At 62.3% G+C, this 17,643-nt stretch carries 16 protein-coding genes and 2 pseudogenes; 12 read left to right on the top strand and 6 right to left on the bottom strand.

What is annotated here, in order from left to right:
• Positions 1-27: 27 nt before the first annotated feature.
• The 10 genes and pseudogenes from ABIE53_RS12815 to ABIE53_RS12770 all read left to right on the top strand — a co-directional run bounded on the left by ABIE53_RS12815 (position 28) and on the right by ABIE53_RS12770 (position 7,980).
• Positions 28-999 carry a GlxA family transcriptional regulator gene (locus tag ABIE53_RS12815; RefSeq protein ID WP_114156209.1) on the top strand — a complete coding sequence of 324 codons (972 nt, stop codon included), beginning with the start codon at positions 28-30 and terminating at the stop codon, positions 997-999.
• A gap of 160 nt (positions 1,000-1,159) precedes the next feature.
• A pseudogene (locus ABIE53_RS12810) lies at positions 1,160-1,961 on the top strand (SDR family NAD(P)-dependent oxidoreductase).
• 42 nt (positions 1,962-2,003) lie between these two features.
• A complete protein-coding gene (locus ABIE53_RS12805; protein ID WP_114156208.1) occupies positions 2,004-2,765 on the top strand; it encodes an SDR family oxidoreductase in 762 nt (253 codons plus the stop codon).
• A gap of 113 nt (positions 2,766-2,878) precedes the next feature.
• Positions 2,879-4,081, top strand: coding sequence for an MFS transporter (locus tag ABIE53_RS12800; RefSeq protein ID WP_107706638.1), 1,203 nt, complete (start codon positions 2,879-2,881; stop codon positions 4,079-4,081).
• A 159-nt stretch (positions 4,082-4,240) separates the two neighbouring features.
• A complete protein-coding gene (locus tag ABIE53_RS12795; protein ID WP_006052629.1) occupies positions 4,241-4,594 on the top strand; it encodes a DUF1428 domain-containing protein in 354 nt (117 codons plus the stop codon).
• Between the two features lie 133 nt (positions 4,595-4,727).
• On the top strand, positions 4,728-5,105 hold the full coding sequence (locus tag ABIE53_RS12790) for a nuclear transport factor 2 family protein (protein WP_107706812.1): 378 nt from the start codon (positions 4,728-4,730) through the stop codon (positions 5,103-5,105).
• Positions 5,106-5,181: 76 nt separating this feature from the next.
• Positions 5,182-5,310: pseudogene (locus ABIE53_RS12785) on the top strand (ABC transporter ATP-binding protein); the annotation flags it as partial.
• A 258-nt stretch (positions 5,311-5,568) separates the two neighbouring features.
• Positions 5,569-6,387 (top strand): ABC transporter substrate-binding protein, encoded by an 819-nt coding sequence (locus ABIE53_RS12780; RefSeq protein WP_107706639.1) that lies wholly within the window; start codon positions 5,569-5,571, stop codon positions 6,385-6,387.
• A gap of 91 nt (positions 6,388-6,478) precedes the next feature.
• Positions 6,479-7,219 (top strand): amino acid ABC transporter permease, encoded by a 741-nt coding sequence (locus ABIE53_RS12775; protein ID WP_181324801.1) that lies wholly within the window; start codon positions 6,479-6,481, stop codon positions 7,217-7,219.
• Complete coding sequence (locus tag ABIE53_RS12770; RefSeq protein WP_114156207.1) at positions 7,216-7,980, top strand: amino acid ABC transporter permease; 765 nt, start codon at positions 7,216-7,218, stop codon at positions 7,978-7,980. Before ABIE53_RS12775 ends, ABIE53_RS12770 begins: the two co-directional genes overlap by 4 nt.
• A 162-nt stretch (positions 7,981-8,142) precedes the next feature.
• On the opposite strand, the gene groL is transcribed toward ABIE53_RS12770, so the two are convergent.
• A complete protein-coding gene (groL, locus tag ABIE53_RS12765) occupies positions 8,143-9,783 on the bottom strand; it encodes a chaperonin GroEL (protein ID WP_006052636.1) in 1,641 nt (546 codons plus the stop codon).
• Positions 9,784-9,801: 18 nt separating this feature from the next.
• On the bottom strand, positions 9,802-10,092 hold the full coding sequence (locus ABIE53_RS12760; protein ID WP_006052637.1) for a co-chaperone GroES: 291 nt from the start codon (positions 10,090-10,092) through the stop codon (positions 9,802-9,804).
• 300 nt (positions 10,093-10,392) lie between these two features.
• On the opposite strand from ABIE53_RS12760, the gene ABIE53_RS12755 reads away from it, so the two are divergent.
• Positions 10,393-11,889 carry a sugar ABC transporter ATP-binding protein gene (locus ABIE53_RS12755; RefSeq protein ID WP_114156206.1) on the top strand — a complete coding sequence of 499 codons (1,497 nt, stop codon included), beginning with the start codon at positions 10,393-10,395 and terminating at the stop codon, positions 11,887-11,889.
• Positions 11,886-12,965, top strand: a complete 1,080-nt coding sequence (locus ABIE53_RS12750) for an ABC transporter permease (RefSeq protein ID WP_114156205.1) — start codon at positions 11,886-11,888, stop codon at positions 12,963-12,965. Before ABIE53_RS12755 ends, ABIE53_RS12750 begins: the two co-directional genes overlap by 4 nt.
• Here ABIE53_RS12750 and ABIE53_RS12745 read toward each other — a convergent pair.
• The 4 genes from ABIE53_RS12745 to ABIE53_RS12730 are packed head-to-tail and all read right to left on the bottom strand — an operon-like array spanning position 12,956 to position 17,523.
• A complete protein-coding gene (locus ABIE53_RS12745) occupies positions 12,956-13,915 on the bottom strand; it encodes an ABC transporter permease (protein WP_114156204.1) in 960 nt (319 codons plus the stop codon). The two genes, ABIE53_RS12750 and ABIE53_RS12745, sit on opposite strands and share 10 nt — an antisense overlap.
• The gene (locus tag ABIE53_RS12740; protein WP_114156203.1) at positions 13,908-14,936 is read right to left on the bottom strand and encodes an ABC transporter permease; all 1,029 of its coding nucleotides are present in this window, start codon (positions 14,934-14,936) and stop codon (positions 13,908-13,910) included. Before ABIE53_RS12740 ends, ABIE53_RS12745 begins: the two co-directional genes overlap by 8 nt.
• Positions 14,933-16,486, bottom strand: a complete 1,554-nt coding sequence (locus ABIE53_RS12735) for a sugar ABC transporter ATP-binding protein (protein WP_114156202.1) — start codon at positions 16,484-16,486, stop codon at positions 14,933-14,935. Before ABIE53_RS12735 ends, ABIE53_RS12740 begins: the two co-directional genes overlap by 4 nt.
• Positions 16,483-17,523, bottom strand: a complete 1,041-nt coding sequence (locus tag ABIE53_RS12730; RefSeq protein WP_114156201.1) for a sugar ABC transporter substrate-binding protein — start codon at positions 17,521-17,523, stop codon at positions 16,483-16,485. Before ABIE53_RS12730 ends, ABIE53_RS12735 begins: the two co-directional genes overlap by 4 nt.
• Positions 17,524-17,643: the final 120 nt, after the last annotated feature.

Genomic DNA, 17,643 nt, shown 5'->3' with positions numbered 1-17,643 from the left:
TTTTCGGACACCACGGCTGGCGTATTAATGCATCGGATTGGCTACTTCTTGACGGACGACTTCCAGGTCATGGCCATTGGGACCCAGACCGTATTTGAAATCGCCAACGTCGTTGCGCGCGAGCCTATTTATCATGTGACGAATTACTCGCTGCAGGGCGGAGAAATCCGCTCGTCGCTCGGCGTCTCCGTCATGACCAGGCCGGCCGATTCGAATGCGACGGCAGACACCTGGATGATCAGCGGCGTGGCCAATCCAACCGGCCGCACCACAACCGCCGAAGAACTCAGATTCATCAGCGAGGCGGCCGCGCGCTCACGGCGCACCGCGGGCCTCTGTACGGGTGCGTTCGTTCTCGCTGAAGCCGGGCTTCTAAACGGTAAACGCGCGACCACGCATTGGGCGTTCGCAGACGCTTTGCAGGCGCGCTGGCCGCTCGTTCAGGTCGAAGCCGACCGCATCTTTATCGTCGATGGCCCGATATGGACGTCAGCGGGTTTGACGGCGGCGATGGACCTGGCGCTTGGCCTGGTGGAGAAGGACATGGGTGCGGACTTCGCGACCAGGGTGGCGCGTGCGATGGTCATGACGCATCGGCGCTCGGGCGGGCAGTCGCAGCACTCTGAAATGCTGGCGCTCGCGCCAAAGTCGGACCGGGTCCAGAAGGCGCTCGAACATGCACGCCTCAATTTATCCAAACCCTTGCGCGTGGACGATCTAGCGAAGGCAGCGCATCTGAGCAGCCGGCAATTCGCGCGCATTTTTCTTTCCGAGACCGGCATATCTCCCGCGAAGGCAATCGAACGTCTGCGTCTGGAAGAGGCGAGAAATCTGATTGAACGTGGCCGTCATTCACTTGAAACAATTGCGCGCGAAACAGGATTTCGTGACAGGCGTCATCTCCGGGAAGTGTTCACGCGGGCCTATCAAATCACTCCTCAGTCGTTGAGGAGAGAGTCGCGGAATGTGACCGGCGACGATCACCCGATCGACGAATAGAAAGAGACGGCTTTAGTGCCGCGAGAAATTCGACGGGCTGCCAGTCGGTCATCCCTTCTATCTGGAATGTCCTAAAACATGACCTTTAACGTCATTTGAGTTGGTGGCCTTCGGCACCACAATTCACTCCGGCACAACTGTCTTCAACCGGAGTGACATGATGACGCAAGCACATTTGGGCACAGCACTGATTACGGGCGCATCGTCCGGTATGGGTGCGGTGTATGCCGAACGCCTCGCGCGACGCGGTTACGAACTCATACTCGTTGCCCGCAACCGTGAGCGCCTCGCCCGCGCTAGCCAGCCGTATCACGACGCAAACCCAACGCAGTGTCGAGATTCTCGACGCCGACCTCGGGACTCGGGCCGGCCTTTCGATCGTCGAAACAAAGCTGAAACAGGACGCGACGATCACCCTGCTGGTCAATAACGCGGGCGTCGGTACGCACACGCCTCTCGAGGACAGCGACGTCGATGCGATGTCGCGCATGATCGATCTCAACGTGACGAGCGTGATGCGTCTTACCTACGCCGCCGTGCCCGGCTTTGTGTCGCGCGGCAAAGGCGCTGTCATCAATATTTCGTCGATCGTCGCGATTGCGCCGGAAGCGCTCAATGGTGTCTACGGTGGAAGCAAGGCCTTCGTGCTCGCATTCAGCCAGTCCCTGCACCACGAGCTTGCCGGCAAAGGAATTCGGATCCAGGCCGTCTTGCCGGGCGCAACGGCTACCGATTTCTGGCAAACGGGAGGGCTACCCCTCGAAAACCTGGACAAGTCGATCGTGATGTCCGCGGAAAACATGGTCGATGCGGCGCTGGTCGGGTTCGAGCGGGGCGAGCTCGTGACGATTCCTTCGCTGCACGACGTCGCCAAATGGGAAGAATACGAAAGCGCGAGGCGTGCAATGTCGCCGCTATTGTCGACCAACGTTCCGGCACCGCGCTACACGACCACTCACTGACATTGGTTGCCGATACACATCTACATTAAGGAAGCGGTGATCATGAAACTTTCAGGCAACACGATATTCATTACGGGCGGCACGTCGGGTATTGGACGCGCGCTCGCCGAAGCGTTCCATCAACGCGGCAACAAGGTGATCATTGCCGGGCGGCGCAAAGCGTTACTCGACGAGGTCGCAAAGGCGAACCCGGGCATCGGTGTCATGGAACTCGACATTGCAGACGGCGCGCAGATTCAACAGGTGGCAAGGCAATTGATCGGGCGCTATCCCACGCTGAACGTCTTGATCAACAACGCGGGCATCATGCCGTTCGACAACGCGGGCAGTGCGCTCGACGATGAGCAGGCGGTGCATCTGATCAATACAAACCTGCTCGGTCCGGTGCGGATGAGTGCGGCGCTTGTCGAACATCTCAAGCAGCAGCCGGAGTCGACGATCATCAACAACAGTTCCGTGCTCGCCTATGTACCGCTGGCTGCTACTGCGCTGTATTCCGCAACCAAGGCAGCAGTCCACTCGTACACCATGTCGCAGCGATTCATGCTGCGCGACACCAGCGTGCGCGTGCTCGAAATCGCGCCGCCGTGGGTCGACACGGATCTCGTCCACAGGAGTGGCGATCCGCGTGCAATGCCGCTCGATGCGTTCATCGCCGAGACCTTGGACAAGCTCGCTACCGCGACGCAGGAAGTGGTGGTCAGCGCTGCCCAGCCGCTGCGCGACAACGTCGGACCTAACGAGTATGCGTTCGTCGACCAGTTCAACCTCTCGTTGAAAGACAACCCCATTCCAGTAGCCTGACGTACCCGAACGGCGATCGCGACAAAGCGGCGCTCGGCGCCGCTTGCGCGGTCCGGCCGCTTGTCCGCCGTCCGCCGTCCGGCGCCGGAATCGCTCAACTCCAGTACTCGCTCATGACCCCAGCTATCCCTGCGAAAACCACGCGTGCGCTTCGGGCGCTCAGTTTTGCGTACTTCGTGCAAGCGACAGGCGCGTTGTCGGTCGTCGGCAGTCTCAATGCGATTTCGCGTGAATGGGGTCTTGCCGACGCGCAAAGCGTCTACCTGATATCTTTTTTTGGCGTGACCTTCGCGTTTGCCGCGCCTTTTCTGCAAGTCGGCTTCGGACATTTGCGACGGCGTCGCCAGGTGCTCATCGGGCTCTCGCTCTTCAGCGCCGCCGCATTGCTGTTCGCGGCCGCACCAAACTACTCCGTCCTCGTTCTGTCGCGCGTGCTGATGGGATTGGGCGCGGGATTTATTGGTCCTGTGCTTGGCGCATTGGGATCGAGCCTCGTTGAACCCAGGCATCAGGGCAGCGCGATCGCCATCGTTCTGCTCGGACTGAGTATCGCGGGTCTCGTCGGGATGCCGCTTTCGGCATGGGTCGCTCACGTGTGGGGGGCGCGGGCGTTATTCGTTGCGATTGCGTGCGCGGGCGCGGCAACAGCGGCGCTTATCGTGGCGGTCGTGCCCGATTCCAGCGAGGGCGAGCATGTCGAGCTCAGAACCGTTACATCGCTGCTAAGCCGTACCGAGACACTCAGCGCGTTTCTCGTCGTGTTTTTCATCGCGGCAGGCGTCTATTCGACGTACTCGTTTATTGCGCCGATTGTTCGCGACACGTTCCATGCCGGTTCCAGCGCTGTATCGGCCGCGCTTGTCGTGCTGGGCGTTGCCGGCGTCGCAGGCAACCTTTTCGTGACGCGTGCCGCGAGGCGCTATAGCGCGGAAGCGATGTTGACCGCTGGGCTCGCGCTGCTCGCCCTCGACCTCGCGTTGCTTTGGATGACGCCACCCCATCTGCAATGGTTCTTCGTTGCGCTTGCTGCCTGGGCATTCGCCACGGATCTGCTGTGGCCTTCCCAGCAGCGCCGGATCGTCGAGATGGTGCCGGACCGGCGCGGGACTGCATTAGCGTTGACTGCGTCGTTCGTATTTTGCGGAATCGGCTTTGGTTCGGCAGTGGCGGGGCATGTCTATCCGGTGTTCGGTTTTGCGGGTGTCATCTGCACCTCGTTGGGCTTCCTCGCACTTTCCGCTGTTAGTCTGATTATTTCGCGGGCTTCCGTTGTGAGGATTCAGGTGCCTGTCGCCGGCGGCTCGAGTCAGTCCTGATCTTCCAGTGCGCGCGCACGCGGACGAAATTTATCGTGAGCTTTGTCGATTTCCTCAAGCGTGGTTCGTCGTGTGTATAGGGCGGCAAGATTGCGGCAATGCGGTCCCGATGTCGCTTTTGCGCCCTTATTCATGACTCACGCAAACCGGAGATCGTTCATGACTTACATAGATGGGTTTGTCGCCGCGGTGCCCACGGCCAATCGCGAAACGTACAGGAAGCATGCCGAATCGGCAGCGGCCGTCTTCAAGGAGCACGGCGCATTGAAGGTGGTCGAGTGCTGGGGAGACGACGTCCCGGAAGGGAAGCTGACGTCTTTTCCGATGGCGGTCAAACGGCAGCATGACGAGGCGGTGGTGTTCTCCTGGGTTGTCTGGCCTTCGCGTCAGGCACGAGACGACGGCATGAAAGCGGTGATGGCCGACCCACGGCTGCAGCCCGACACGAATCCGATGCCTTTCGACGGCAAGCGGCTGATCTACGGCGGGTTTGAAGTGATCGTGGACGCATGAGGGGCAAAGAAGGCGGCGCCGGTCGGGTCGACAATGGCCAGGAGCCTGCGATGCACCTGAGTTTTCCGCAGGTCAGCCTGCGGGAACAGGCCGTTGAGGCGCTTTCCTGAAACATTCAATGGAGACGACGTATATGCAGCAAGATCCTGCCGACATCGCCCGTGCGAGTTATCTCGCCTATGTACATAAGGACCGCGCCGCCATCGAGGCGCTGATCGGCGCTGACTTCCATTTCACTAGCCCTCTGGATAACCGCCTGGATCGCAGCACTTACTTCACGCGTTGTTGGCCGAACAGCGAGACGATTACCGACTTTCAGTTCGTCGATGTCGTTGTTCATGGCGAACAGGTGTTCGTCGTTTACGAAGCAACGACTCTTGGCAGTCGACGATTCCGCAATACGGAGCGGCTGACCGTCCGCGGCGGCAAGATCGTCGAGGCAGAGGTCTATTTCGGCTGGTCCCTTCCGCACGACGCGCCCGATGGCGGATATGTGACGTCGGTCGCGTAGCAACTCATTGGATGCCAGAAGCGCGGTTTTGCGCGGTTGTCGGCAATGGGACAACCGGATGACCTGGCCGCGATGCGCGCATCGCGGCTATGTGCTGCAGACCGGCCGCGTGGTGTTGTCGGGCACCGCAAGCGAACTGCTCGGCGATCAACGGATTCGCGATGCTTATCTCGGCGGATCGCTTGCGGCGGAAACGGGGTCGTGAGCGCGACGGATTGTGGATTGCCCTGGTGCGTTGCGTGGATAGACGACAGGTTCCGCGCGGACACCCGCACTGAAAACGCGAACACGGGAATACCCAACCCCGCCGCCGCGCCCCACCCATTATCAGAAACGCTGCTTAGCACCTGAAAATTGCTTGGTTTGTGCCGTGCGCGAGCGTTGCTAGAGTCCACTTCTCACGCTAAGGCACGCGCTATTCGACCTCGCGCGCGGCCCATCAAAACAACAGGAAACCACCGCTATGAATCTCAGAGTGCTTGGCGCAGCGATCGCCGGAAGTCTGCTTGTCATGTCCGCCGCCGCGCACGCGGATCGCCTCGACGACATCAGGAAGGCGGGCGTATTGCGCGTGGCCGCGTTCGACAGCAATCCGCCGTTCGGCTTCGTCGATCCGAAGAGCAATCAGATCGTCGGGCTCGACGTCGATTATGCGCGAGCGCTCGCCACGCGCCTCGGCGTCAAGCTCGAGATCCAGCCGACCAATCCGGCGAACCGCATCGCGTTCCTGAAGTCGGGCAAGGTGGATCTCGTGTTCGCCAACTTCACGATTACCGACGACCGCAAGAAGGAAGTGGATTTCAGCACGCCGTATTTTGCGTCGGGCACGCAATTCATCGCGAAGAAGGGCACGCTTACTTCGCCGCAACAGTTGAACGGTTTGCGGATCGGCGCCGACAAAGGCACGACCAATGAGCAGCAGGTGCGCGCGCAATTCCCGAGCGCGACGATCATCGCTTACGACGACACGCCGTTCGCCTTCGCCGCGCTTCGCACGGGCAACGTGCAGGCGATCACGCAGGACGGACCGAAGCTCGTCGCGTTGCTGGCGAAGGTGCCGGACAAGGCGAACTACGAGATCCCGCCGTTCACGATCTCCAACGACTACGAAGGCGTGGGCGTGCCGAAGGGCGAGACGCGCCTGCTGAATGTCGTCAACGACACGCTGAAGGATCTCGAAGCCAAGGGCACGGCCGGCACGATCTACGATACCTGGTTCGGCCCGAAGAGCGCCGCGCCGCTGCCGCGTCTGTTCAGGATCGGCGATCCGCAGAAGAGCTGAACGCCCGTCGCTTGACAGCCGCCTCGACATGGCCCGGTCACGAAACGCGTGACCGGGCCTTCTTGCTGATACAGGACCGCGTTTTCTCCAAATGCATTTGATGAACTTCTGGCTGGGCCCGCGCTATCTCGGCTGGCTCGCGCACGGCTTCCTGATCACGCTGATCCTGTCGGCGTGCGTGAGCGTGTGCGCGACGTTGCTTGGATTCGGGCTGGCAATGGCCCGCATCGCGCAACATCGCGCGGTCGCCACGGCGGCGAAGCTCTACGTACTCGTGTTTCGCAATTCTCCGTTGCTGGTCCAATTGCTGTTCTGGTACTTCGGCGCGGCAATGCTGCTGCCTTCCGCGTGGATGACGTGGCTGAACACGCCGCATGTCCTGAGCGCCGGGCCGTTTGCGCTGCACTGGCCGAGCTTCGAACTGTTCGCCGGCTGGCTCGGGCTGACGTGCTACAGCACGGCCTTTATCGCCGAGGAGTTTCGCGCCGGAATCCGCGGCGTGGGCATCGCGCAATATCAGGCGAGCGCGGCATTGGGCATGACGCGTTACGCGACCTTGCGGCACGTGGTGCTGCCGCAAGCGGTGCGGATCGCCACGCCGCCGCTCGCGGGGCAATACATGAATATCGTGAAGAACTCGTCGCTGACGATGGCGATCGGCGTCGCCGAGTTGTCGTATGCGTCGCGCCAGGTCGACACGGAAAGCTTCCGGACTTTTCAGGCGTTCGGCACGGCAACCGTGCTGTATGTCGGCACCGTCGCGCTAATCGAAACGGCTCTCGTGATCTGGCAGCACACGGGCGTACGCGCGCTGCAACGGGGGCGAGCATGACCGCCCTCGAGTGGCTGCCGACGCTGCGCTATCTGCTGCTCGGTGCGTTTCCCAACGGGCCGCTGGGCGGCGCGGCGCTGACGGTCGTGCTCTCGGTGGTGTCGGCGTTGCTGTCCGCCGTCGTGGGATTGGCGGGCGGCGTGGCGCTCGCGCTGACACGCGGCGGCGCATACGTGGTGCTGCTCGGAATCGTCGCGTTTTTCCGCGCAATTCCGGTGCTGATGCTGATCTTCTGGACCTTCTTCCTGATGCCGACGCTGCTGCATATCGACGTGCCGGGCCTCGTCGCGGTGGTCTGCGCGCTGTCGCTGATCGGCGGCGCGTATCTGTCGCATGCGGTGCATGCGGGGATCGTGTCGGTCGGCGCGGGCCAGCAGCAGGCGGCGCTGTCGCTCGGGCTCACGCGCTGGCAGGCATTGCGTCATGTGGTGCTGCCGCAGGCCGTGCGCATCATGCTGCCGTCATTCGTGAATCAGTGGGTGTCGCTGGTGAAGGACACGTCGCTCGCGTATATCGTCGGCGTGCCGGAATTCACGTTTCTCGCCAATCAGGTCAACAGCCGTCTGATGATTTATCCCGCGCAGATTTTCGTATTCGTCGGGATCGTGTATCTGGTTTTGTGCTCCGCGCTGCAATGGATCGCGTCTCGGGTGTTGTTGCGGGAACGGGCGGTTCACGTGACGCGCATCGATGCGGCAACGGAAATGGAAACCGAGGCCAGTACGGTGCGCGATGAACAACACGGCGTGGCGGTGCGTTGATGCGATGAGTTTGCGCATCGGCTGCGGGCCGTGAGCGGAGAGCAGGCGAGAGCAGAACAGACACAAGCCGGCTCGCGATAAAGCGAATACCGGCCCGTGTCCCTTGCGTTTAACCGCGCGCAGTGCAAGTGCGCGATGCCTTGCGGCAGACGGTACGGGTACTTAGAAATCGAGTCCCGGCCCGCCCGCGCCGGGACCGCCCGGCTGTCCCGCTGCCGGCGCATCCTTCGGCGCTTCATGGACGGTGGCGTCGGTGGTGAGCAGCAGACCCGCGACCGATGCCGCGTTTTGCAGCGCCGTGCGCGTCACCTTGGTCGGATCGAGCACGCCCGATTCCACCAGGTCGCCATACTCGCCGGTCTGTGCGTTGTAGCCGAAATTGCCCGTGCCTTCCGCCACTTTCGCGACGACCACGCTGGCCTCTTCGCCGGCATTCGTCACGATCTGCCGCAGCGGTTCTTCTAGCGCGCGCAGCACGATCTTGATGCCCGCATCCTGATCGGCATTCACGCCCTTGAGCGCACTGATAGCCTGCTTCACGCGAATCAGCGCGACGCCGCCGCCCGGCACGATGCCTTCCTCGACAGCGGCACGCGTTGCATGCAGCGCGTCGTCGACACGGTCTTTCTTTTCCTTGACCTCGATCTCGGTCGCGCCGCCGACCTTGATGACCGCCACGCCGCCCGCCAGTTTCGCGACCCGTTCCTGCAGTTTCTCGCGGTCGTAGTCCGAACTGGCTTCCTCGATCTGCGTGCGAATCTGCTTCACGCGTGCTTCGATGTTCTTGCTGTCGCCCGCGCCGTCGATGACGGTGGTGTTTTCCTTGCCGACCTCGATCCGCTTGGCCTGACCGAGTTCCGCGAGCGTCGCTTTTTCGAGCGACAGTCCCGTTTCTTCGGCGATCACCTGGCCGCCGGTCAGAATCGCGATGTCTTCGAGCAGCGCCTTGCGGCGATCGCCGAAGCCCGGAGCCTTCACAGCAACCGTCTTCAGAATGCCGCGAATGTTGTTGACCACGAGCGTAGCCAGCGCTTCGCCTTCGACATCTTCCGCGATGATCAGAAGCGGGCGGCCGGCTTTCGCGACCTGTTCGAGAACCGGCAGCAGATCGCGAATGTTCGATACCTTCTTGTCGTGCAGCAGCACGAACGGGTTATCGAGCACGGCCACCTGTTTGTCCTGATCGTTGATGAAATACGGCGACAGGTAGCCACGATCGAATTGCAGACCTTCCACCACGTCGAGTTCATCGTCGAGCGACTTGCCGTCTTCCACGGTGATCACGCCTTCCTTGCCGACACGGTCGATCGCTTCGGCAATCCGCTGGCCGATCGACTCTTCGCCGTTGGCCGAGATCGTCGCGACCTGAGCGATTTCCTTGCTGGTCGTGGTCGGCCTGCTGATCTTCTTGAGCTCGTCGATCGCGGCGATCACGGCCTTGTCGATGCCGCGCTTCAGGTCCAGCGGATTGAGGCCCGCCGCCACATACTTCTGTCCTTCACGGACGATGGCTTGCGCGAGCACGGTCGCGGTGGTGGTGCCGTCGCCGGCGGCGTCGCTGGTGCGCGAGGCGACTTCCTTCACGAGCTGCGCGCCGATGTTCTGCACGCGGTCCGGCAATTCAATTTCCTTGGCGACCGAGACGCCGTCCTTGGTCACGATGGGCGAACCGAAGCTGCGTTCGAGCACAACATTGCGGCCCTTCGGACCGAGCGTGACCTTGACCGCGTTGGCCAGAATGTTGACACCTTCCACGAGTTTCGAGCGGGCGACGTCGCTGAAAATGATTTCTTTTGCTGCCATGATTTGACGCTCCGTTCGTTATTGAGTGACCACTGCCACGACATCTTCTTCGCGCAGCACGAGCAGTTCGTTGCCGTCGACTTTGACCGACTGTCCCGCATATTTGCCGAACAGCACGCGCTCGCCGACCTTGAGGTCAGGTTCGACGCGCTTGCCGTCGCTATCGCGCTTGCCCGGACCAATGGCGATAACTTCGCCCTGATCGGGTTTTTCGGCAGCGCTTTCAGGAATCACGATGCCCGAAGCGGTTTTGGTTTCCTGGTCGAGACGCTTGACGATCAGGCGGTCATGCAAAGGACGTAGGCTCATGGTTCGATATCCGCGTGTGAGTTTTGGCACTCGTCGTTGGTGAGTGCTGACCGGAATCGAGTATAGAAAGAAGAGCGCGCGTTGCTCCAATAAGCGATTCATCGAAGGTTATGCGCGTTTGGCATTTGGGTGGAGGCTAGTCGCCCGTTGCTTGCCGTTCGGTCTCCGGGCCGATATCGGGCCAGGGAAGAGAAAGCGGCCACACTATCGATATGAGCAACGCTTCGTTGGCCGGCTGATATCCGCTAGCTACGATGGTCGGTCATTCGCTACGAGCGCAGTCACGCTGCGCGCTCTTCGATGGCCGTTCCCATTCTGACCGTCGCCGCCGTTTCGAAACGCTTCGGCCCCACGCTGGCGCTCGATTCCGTCGACTTCTCGATCAGCGCCGGTGAAGTCGTCGCGCTGATGGGCGCCAACGGCGCGGGCAAATCCACACTGGTCAAAATCTTGAGTGGGGTTTATCGCCCCGACGGCGGCAATCTGAGCTTGCGTGGCGAGCCGTTCCAGCCCGCGTCGCCGCATCACGCGAAACAGCTCGGCATTGCCACCGTCCACCAGTCCATTGCTGATGCGGTGGTGCCGACGCTTTCCATAGCGGACAACCTGTTGCTCGACCGCCTGTGCGATCCGGCCTCGCCGTGGCGCGCGCCGCCGGCAGCGCGCATTCGTGACGCAGCGCCGTTGGCCGCGCGGGTAGGGCTGGACGCCGATCTGGCTGCGCCCTTGGCGTCGCTGTCGCTCGCCGCGCAGCAGCTCGTGACGCTGGCGCGTGCTTTGGCTACGCGACCGGCGCTGCTGATTCTCGATGAACCCACGGCCAGTCTGTCCGAGCCGGAGGCCGAGCGTCTCTTTGCGTTGCTCGAGCGCTTGCGCGATGAAGGTGTTGCGATTCTGCTGGTATCGCATCGGCTCGGCGACCTGCGTCGTATTGCGCAGCGCGTGACGATTGTGCGCGACGGCCGCATCGTCTCCGACTTGCGCGCGCCGATCGATTTCAACGCCGCAGTGGAAACGATGATCGGCCGCAAACTGCGCAGCGATCGCAACGCGGCCGTCTCCACTCATGCTGCTCTCTGCGCTCAGAAGCCCTGCTTCAGCGTACGCGATCTGCAATTGACGCCCGGCAGCGTCTCTTTCGATCTCGACGTGCAGCAAGGCGAAATCGTCGCGATCGCCGGGCCGGTCGGCGGGGGCAAGTCGCGTTTTGCACGGGCCATTTTCGGCGCGATCCGCACAGCGTCCGGCACGATGACGCTCGACGGCAAGCCGTGGCGTCCGCGCTCACCTGCCGACGCAATCCGCGCCGGTGTCTTCCTCGCGGGCGAAGACCGTTGGCGTACATCGCTGTTTCCGGACAGCGTACCGTTCGCGTCGATCGCGGGCACACTCAGCTTTCCGTTTCTCACGCGCTGGTTCAGGCGGGGCGTGGTCAATCGCGGCCGCGAACAGCGCGCGGCGGCCGACGCAATCGACAACTTCGGGATTCGCTGCACGGGTCCGGATGACCGGCTCACGCGTCTATCAGGCGGCAATCAGCAGAAAGTCGTGCTCGCGCGCTGGCATGCGCAGCCCGCGCGTTTGCTGCTGCTCGACGAACCGTTTCAGGGCGTCGATGCGGGCGCACGCGCCGATATCGTCGATACGTTGCGGCGTCACGCCGGCCAACGCGCCACGCTCGTTTTCGTCAGCGATCTCGAAGAGGCGCTCGAGATCGCCGATCGCGTTGTCCGTTTCGATCGGGCCACGCTCGAGCCTGCCGCCCATTCCGACCTCAATCTCCACACTCACTCATGAAAACCAGCTCTTCGATTGCATCCGAGGCCGTCGATCAAAACGCGCACGCCGCACGAACCCCGGTCGCACGCAAAGGCGGCGCATTGCGCAGCCTGCGAGGCCACCTCGAACGAACCGGCATGCTCCTCGTGCTCGCGCTACTGATCGTCGTCTTTGCGCTCAACCAGCCGGCGTTTCTGAATATCGACAACCTGTTCAGCATTTTGCAGTCGGTGTCGATTGTGGCGCTGCTCGGAATCGGCGTGACCGTGACGCTTGCGGCGGGCGGTTTCGATCTGTCGGTGGGCAGCGTGGCCGCATCGGCGCAGATGGCGGCGAGCTATGTGTTGATCGTCTGGCACGGCAATACGCTCGCGGCGGTCGCCGCATGCTTCGTCCTCGGCGTGCTGGCGGGTCTCTTCAACGGCCTGCTGATTACGCGCCTGCGCGTGCCGGATCAGCTTGCCACGCTCGGCACGCTGTTTCTGCTGGCCGGCTTGCAATTGATACCCACAGGTGGCCGTTCGCTCGCCACGGGTACGATCCTGCCCGACGGCACGGAAACGACCGGCGTATTCCCCGATGCGTTCCTGGCGCTCGGACGTCTGCGTCTATTCGACATCGTGCCGCTGCCGGTGATCGTGCTTGCCGTGTTGACGGTGGTGGCTTGCGTGCTGATGGAAAGCACGCGCTGGGGCCGCGTCATTTACGCAATCGGCGGTAACGAGACGGCGGCGCGTCTCGCTGGCGCACCGACTGCGCGCTACCGGATCGCCGCGTATGTCGTGTCGGGCGCGATTGCTTCGCTGGGCGGCGTGCTGATTGCCGCGCGCGTCGGCCGTGGCGATGTCAGCGCGGGCCATTCGATGCTGCTCGATGCCGTCGCGGCATCGCTGGTCGGATACGCGGTGTGGGGCGCCAAGCGGCCAAACGTGTTCGGCACGGTCGTCGGCGCAGTGTTCGTCGGTGTGTTGTTGAACGGCTTGACGATGCTCAACGCGCCGTACTACATGCAGGATTTCATCAAGGGTGTGCTGCTGGTCGGCGCGTTGGCATTTACGTTTAGCGTGGGACGTGGCGCGGAATCTCACGCATAACGGGCGCGGCGCTGAGCGAAGCTGACGGCCAGCACGGCGAAGATCAATGCGCCGGTCGCCACTTGTTGCCAGTAGAAATTCCAGCCGATCAGCAAGAGTCCGTTTGCGACCAGACTGAGCAGCAGCACGCCAAGCAAGGTGCCGACGACGCCAGGACGGCGCGTCGGCGACAACGTGGTGCCGATAAACGTCGCACCGATCGCATTGAGCAGATAACCGTTGCCGGCCTGCGGAACGTACGCTTTGACGGTGGACGAAAGCAGCAGTCCCACGACGCCATAAATCAACGCGCTGGCGATAAAAGTCACTGCCGTGATCGTCGCCACCGGCAGCCCCGAATAGCGTGCAACGCCAGGTTGCGCGCCAAGCGCCGTAATCGCCCTGCCGAACGCGGAGCGCGAAAGCGTGACGTGTACGATAAGCGCCAATGCAGCGACGATCCATAACGGCACCGGGAGGCCGGCTACGGCGCCATGCGCGAGCGCACTGAATAGCGGCGGCAACGCCATATTCAACAGATACACGGGCTGTCCGCCATCGGTCGCGAGTTGTTGCACGGTTTGTCCGATGAACAACGTGCCGAGCGTCGCGAGAAACGGCGCGATGCCGAGTCTGCCGATCAGCACGCCGTTGAACGCGCCAATTACGAATGCGGCGGCGAGACCGCCCAATGCCGCCGGCAACACGCCCACATGATGTGCGCTCAACAGCACGAACGCGAGACTGGCGACGTCGATAGACGTGCCGAGCGACAGATCGATCGCACCCAGGGACAATGCGAGCGTCATGCCAAGCGAGGCGATAGCGAGCAATGCGAAGTTGTTGAGCAGAACGTCGGCGAGATTGCCGGCCCGCGCAAAACCGGGCGCAAAAACCGCAAAGAAAACGATCACGGCGATCAATGCGCCGACTAGCGCGAAGCGCTGAAAGCGTCCGATGGTTTCAATCATGGGCGTGACTCCCCGCATGACGGCGGCGGACCAGAGCAGTGGTGGCGACCACAAACAGAATCAACACGCCTTCCACTCCGTTGACCCAATAGCTCGATACATTGTCGAGTTGAAAGCCGTTGCTGATCACGCCGATAAAAAGCACGGCGAGCAGCGTGCCCGGAATGGTCGGCACGAGGCGCCGCGAAAACACGACGCCGAGCAATGCCGCCGCGACGGTCGCCAGCAGATTTTCTCCCGCGCCCGGTGAACTGCCGCTGAGTAGCGCGGTGGAAGCCAGTGCCGCCAACGCAGCCGCCACGCCGCTCAACACGTAACTGGCCGCAATGTAGCGATGAGTTCGAACGCCCGCTGCCTGCGCGGCGTCGCGATGAGCGCCGACCGCGCGCAAGCGCAATCCGAACGGTGTGTAGTGAATCAGCAAGGTGAAGAGCGCGGCAACGAGCAGCAACGTATACGCAAGATGGGGCACGCCAAGCGCGCCATTGTCAAGCAGGAAGCCAGGCAATGCTCCGCTTGCAGGCACCGACGTATTCTGCGTGAGCACCAGTTCGAATCCGGCGCAGAGATTCATCGTCGTCAGGGTGGCAAGCAACGGGAAGATGCGCAGTACGATCACGGCGAACGCGTTGAGCGCACCGACTGCGGCGCCCGCTGCTAGCGTCAGCGCGAAAGCGCTCAAAGGCGAAAAGCCCTCGCGCAGCGTCACCGCGTACACCGCCGCACTCAGCCCGAGATTGGCCGCGACGGACAGATCAAGGCCGCCTCTGATCGGATCGGCACCGCCGCCTATCAGCACAATCGTCAACCCAAAGCCGAGTATTCCAACGACTGCGGATTGCTGCACGACGTTGGCCAGATTGGCGAGGCTGAAAAAGAGCGGCGAACTGATGGCAAAGCCGACGAACACTGCGGCAAAGGCGAGCGCCGCACCGCTGCGCAGCCACCATTGCGCGCCGAAGAAGCGTTCGGGCAATTCGAATTTGCCGCTACGTGGCGCGTTTTCGAGAACCTTGCTCATGCGGCAACCTCCTGTTGCGACGACGCGCCGCGTGCACCGGTTGCCCATGCGAGCACGTCCTGGCTATCGGCTTCGCGTGAGACGAGTTCGCGTACGATCCGGCCTCGCGCCATCACCAGCACGCGGTCGGTCATGCCGAGCAGTTCGATCAGATCGCTGGAGAACAGCAGTACGGCGGCACCGTCCCGCGCAAGCCGGTCCAGCAGACGATAGATCTCCGTTTTTGCGCCGATGTCGACGCCGACTGTAGGCTCATCGAGCAGATACACCGACGACGCGCGGCTCAGCCACTTCGCGAGCGCGACTTTCTGCTGGTTGCCTCCGGACAGATGCCGCACCGGCGCTTCCGTGCCCGGCGTGCGCACGGCCAGATCCTCGATCAGACCTTGCACGGCGAGGGTCTCGCTGCGTTGCTTCAGCAGCCCGAAGCGACTGAAGCGCGCGAGACTGGCAAGCGTCGTGTTCTCGCGCACGGAAAGCGCGGGCGCAACGCCGTGCGCGCGCCGGTCTTCCGGAACGAAGGCAATGCGTCGGCGCACGGCGTCCTGCGGACGTCGCAAACGCACCGGCTTGCCGTCGATTTCGATCACGCCCTCGACGCCGCGTTCAAGCCCGAACAGACTGCGGATCACCTGCTTGCCGCCGGAGCCGAGCAAACCGGTCACGCCGATAATCTCGCCGCGCCGCACATCGAACGAGACGTCTTCGAAGCGGTTTTGCGCGCTCAGATTGCGTACGCTCAACACGGTTTCGCCAGGTGTGCGCGCCGACTGGGGCATACGCGTTTGCGGCTGCGCGCCGATCATTGCCGTGACGAGCGACTCCGTAGAGGTGGTGCGTGCATCGACATGAGCGACGTCCGCGCCGTCGCGCAGCACGGTCACGCGATCGCAGACAGCGGCGATTTCATTGAGGTAATGCGACACGTAAAGGATGGTCAGGCCGCGTTGCCGCAGACGATCGATGGTCTGCAGCAAGCGGTCCACTTCGCGGCTCACCAGCGCCGCGGTCGGTTCGTCGAAGACGAGGATGCGCGGCTCGCGAATCAGTTCGCGCGTGATCTGCACGATCTGCTGTTCAGCGACGCTGAGATCGGCTATCAGCCGGTTGGGCGGCAAGTCGACACCGAAGTGTTTCTGCAACGCGTCACGCGCATCGCGCTGCATGCGGCGCACGTCCAGTAGACGAAACGGGCCCGCCGCGCGTGGACCGAAGCTGCGTTCGTCGCCCAGCCAGAGCGCTTCCGCGACCGTGAAGGTGGGCGGCAGCATGCGTTCCTGATGGATGAAGCCAATGCCGGACCCATGCGTGTGAGCGGACGCATCGAGCGGTTGTTCGATGCCGTCGACGCTGATCGTGCCCGAATCCGCTGCGTGAATACCGGCGAGAATCTTGATCAGCGTCGATTTGCCCGCGCCGTTCTGGCCGATCAGACCGTGTACGCTGCCGCGCGCCACGTTGAGCGACGCGCCGCGCAGCGCGGGCACGCCGTCGAAATGTTTGACGACGTCGCGCAGCACAAGCGCGGAAGGATGCGCCTTTGGATTCATTTCGAGCCGAGTTGTCCCAGGGTTTGCTGGACGTTGCCGGCGTTGTCCTTGGTGACGAGAATCGACGGCACGTAAGTGTAGGGCGGCAAGGTGCGGTCGCCCGCGAGGTAGCGCGCGACGTTGTCCACGGCCGTCTTGCCGATCAACGCCGGTTGCTGTGCGACCACGGCGCCTGCGCTCGACTTCGGGTCCTTGACGAGCGCCACGACGTCCGGGCTGCCATCCACGGCGTAGGTTCTGATTTCATTTCGATGCGCGGCATCCACGGCCTGCGTGGCGCCGACCTGCGGCACGTCCCATGCCGACCAGATCGCGGCAATCTGCCCCTTCGGATACTTCGCGAGCAACTGGCTCACTTGCGCATACGCGCTTTGCACCGTGTTCGGGATTACATCGCGCAACTCGGGCTGGATGATGTGCACTTTCGGGTAGTACTTCAGCACGGCTTTCAACTGGTCGTAGCGGATTGCGCAAACCGGCACGCCGTAAAAACCATTGAATACGAGGATGTTGCCCTCGCCGTGAATGTCGTTGACGAGCTTCAGCGCAAGCTGTTCGCCGATGAAGAAGTTATCCGAAGTCGTGTCGTTGATACTCGACGGAGATGCTGTGTCGATTGTGAACAGCGGGATGTTGGCCTGGCGTATTTTCTGCAACCACGGCTCCAGTACTGTTGCAGTGCCCAATTGTTCGATGATCGCATCGGGCTTCTGCGCGATCAGCGTCTGGATCTGCGCAATCTGGCGGTTGTCGTTGCGGCCCGCGTCGAGCGCGATCGGTGTGCCGCCGAGGCGTTTTACTTCATCCACGGCGCCCTGGTAGGCTTTCAGATCCCAGTAATGATCCGTGCCTGCCACAGTAATGCCGATGCGTTTGCCCTTGAGCGAGGGCACCGGCGCGACGTTATCGCCCGTGGACGCCGCCACGGGCGTTTCGCCTTGCGCGTGCGCTGGAGAGAAGAGGCCTCCGGCGAGTGTGAAAGCGGTTGCGGCGAGCAGCGAGAACAGAGTGGGCAGAGTGGGCAGAGGGCGTTTCATGGTGTCCGGTTTGAAGAGGCAAGAAGGTCCATCCTGCGATGACTCTAATCAACAACGCATCGCGCATGAAACTATCGAATCGGACTATCTTTATCAGGTCGGCTGCGAAGTGCTTATCTG

Origin of the sequence: Paraburkholderia sp. OAS925 (assembly GCF_040543975.1) — a bacterium.
GTDB classification, from domain to species: Bacteria; Pseudomonadota; Gammaproteobacteria; order Burkholderiales; family Burkholderiaceae; genus Paraburkholderia; species Paraburkholderia graminis.
This window is presented reverse-complemented; position numbering and strand designations above follow the sequence as displayed.

Excerpts from the sequence above, each read along its gene's own strand:
- ABIE53_RS12815 (WP_114156209.1), top strand. The coding sequence starts at position 28 with ATGCATCGGATTGGCTACTTCTTGACGGACGACTTCCAGGTCATGGCC.
- ABIE53_RS12805 (WP_114156208.1), top strand. The coding sequence starts at position 2,004 with ATGAAACTTTCAGGCAACACGATATTCATTACGGGCGGCACGTCGGGT.
- ABIE53_RS12800 (WP_107706638.1), top strand. The coding sequence starts at position 2,879 with ATGACCCCAGCTATCCCTGCGAAAACCACGCGTGCGCTTCGGGCGCTC.
- ABIE53_RS12795 (WP_006052629.1), top strand. The coding sequence starts at position 4,241 with ATGACTTACATAGATGGGTTTGTCGCCGCGGTGCCCACGGCCAATCGC.
- ABIE53_RS12790 (WP_107706812.1), top strand. The coding sequence starts at position 4,728 with ATGCAGCAAGATCCTGCCGACATCGCCCGTGCGAGTTATCTCGCCTAT.
- ABIE53_RS12780 (WP_107706639.1), top strand. The coding sequence starts at position 5,569 with ATGAATCTCAGAGTGCTTGGCGCAGCGATCGCCGGAAGTCTGCTTGTC.
- ABIE53_RS12775 (WP_181324801.1), top strand. The coding sequence starts at position 6,479 with ATGCATTTGATGAACTTCTGGCTGGGCCCGCGCTATCTCGGCTGGCTC.
- ABIE53_RS12770 (WP_114156207.1), top strand. The coding sequence starts at position 7,216 with ATGACCGCCCTCGAGTGGCTGCCGACGCTGCGCTATCTGCTGCTCGGT.
- groL (WP_006052636.1), bottom strand. The coding sequence starts at position 9,783 with ATGGCAGCAAAAGAAATCATTTTCAGCGACGTCGCCCGCTCGAAACTC.
- ABIE53_RS12760 (WP_006052637.1), bottom strand. The coding sequence starts at position 10,092 with ATGAGCCTACGTCCTTTGCATGACCGCCTGATCGTCAAGCGTCTCGAC.
- ABIE53_RS12755 (WP_114156206.1), top strand. The coding sequence starts at position 10,393 with ATGGCCGTTCCCATTCTGACCGTCGCCGCCGTTTCGAAACGCTTCGGC.
- ABIE53_RS12750 (WP_114156205.1), top strand. The coding sequence starts at position 11,886 with ATGAAAACCAGCTCTTCGATTGCATCCGAGGCCGTCGATCAAAACGCG.
- ABIE53_RS12745 (WP_114156204.1), bottom strand. The coding sequence starts at position 13,915 with ATGATTGAAACCATCGGACGCTTTCAGCGCTTCGCGCTAGTCGGCGCA.
- ABIE53_RS12740 (WP_114156203.1), bottom strand. The coding sequence starts at position 14,936 with ATGAGCAAGGTTCTCGAAAACGCGCCACGTAGCGGCAAATTCGAATTG.
- ABIE53_RS12735 (WP_114156202.1), bottom strand. The coding sequence starts at position 16,486 with ATGAATCCAAAGGCGCATCCTTCCGCGCTTGTGCTGCGCGACGTCGTC.
- ABIE53_RS12730 (WP_114156201.1), bottom strand. The coding sequence starts at position 17,523 with ATGAAACGCCCTCTGCCCACTCTGCCCACTCTGTTCTCGCTGCTCGCC.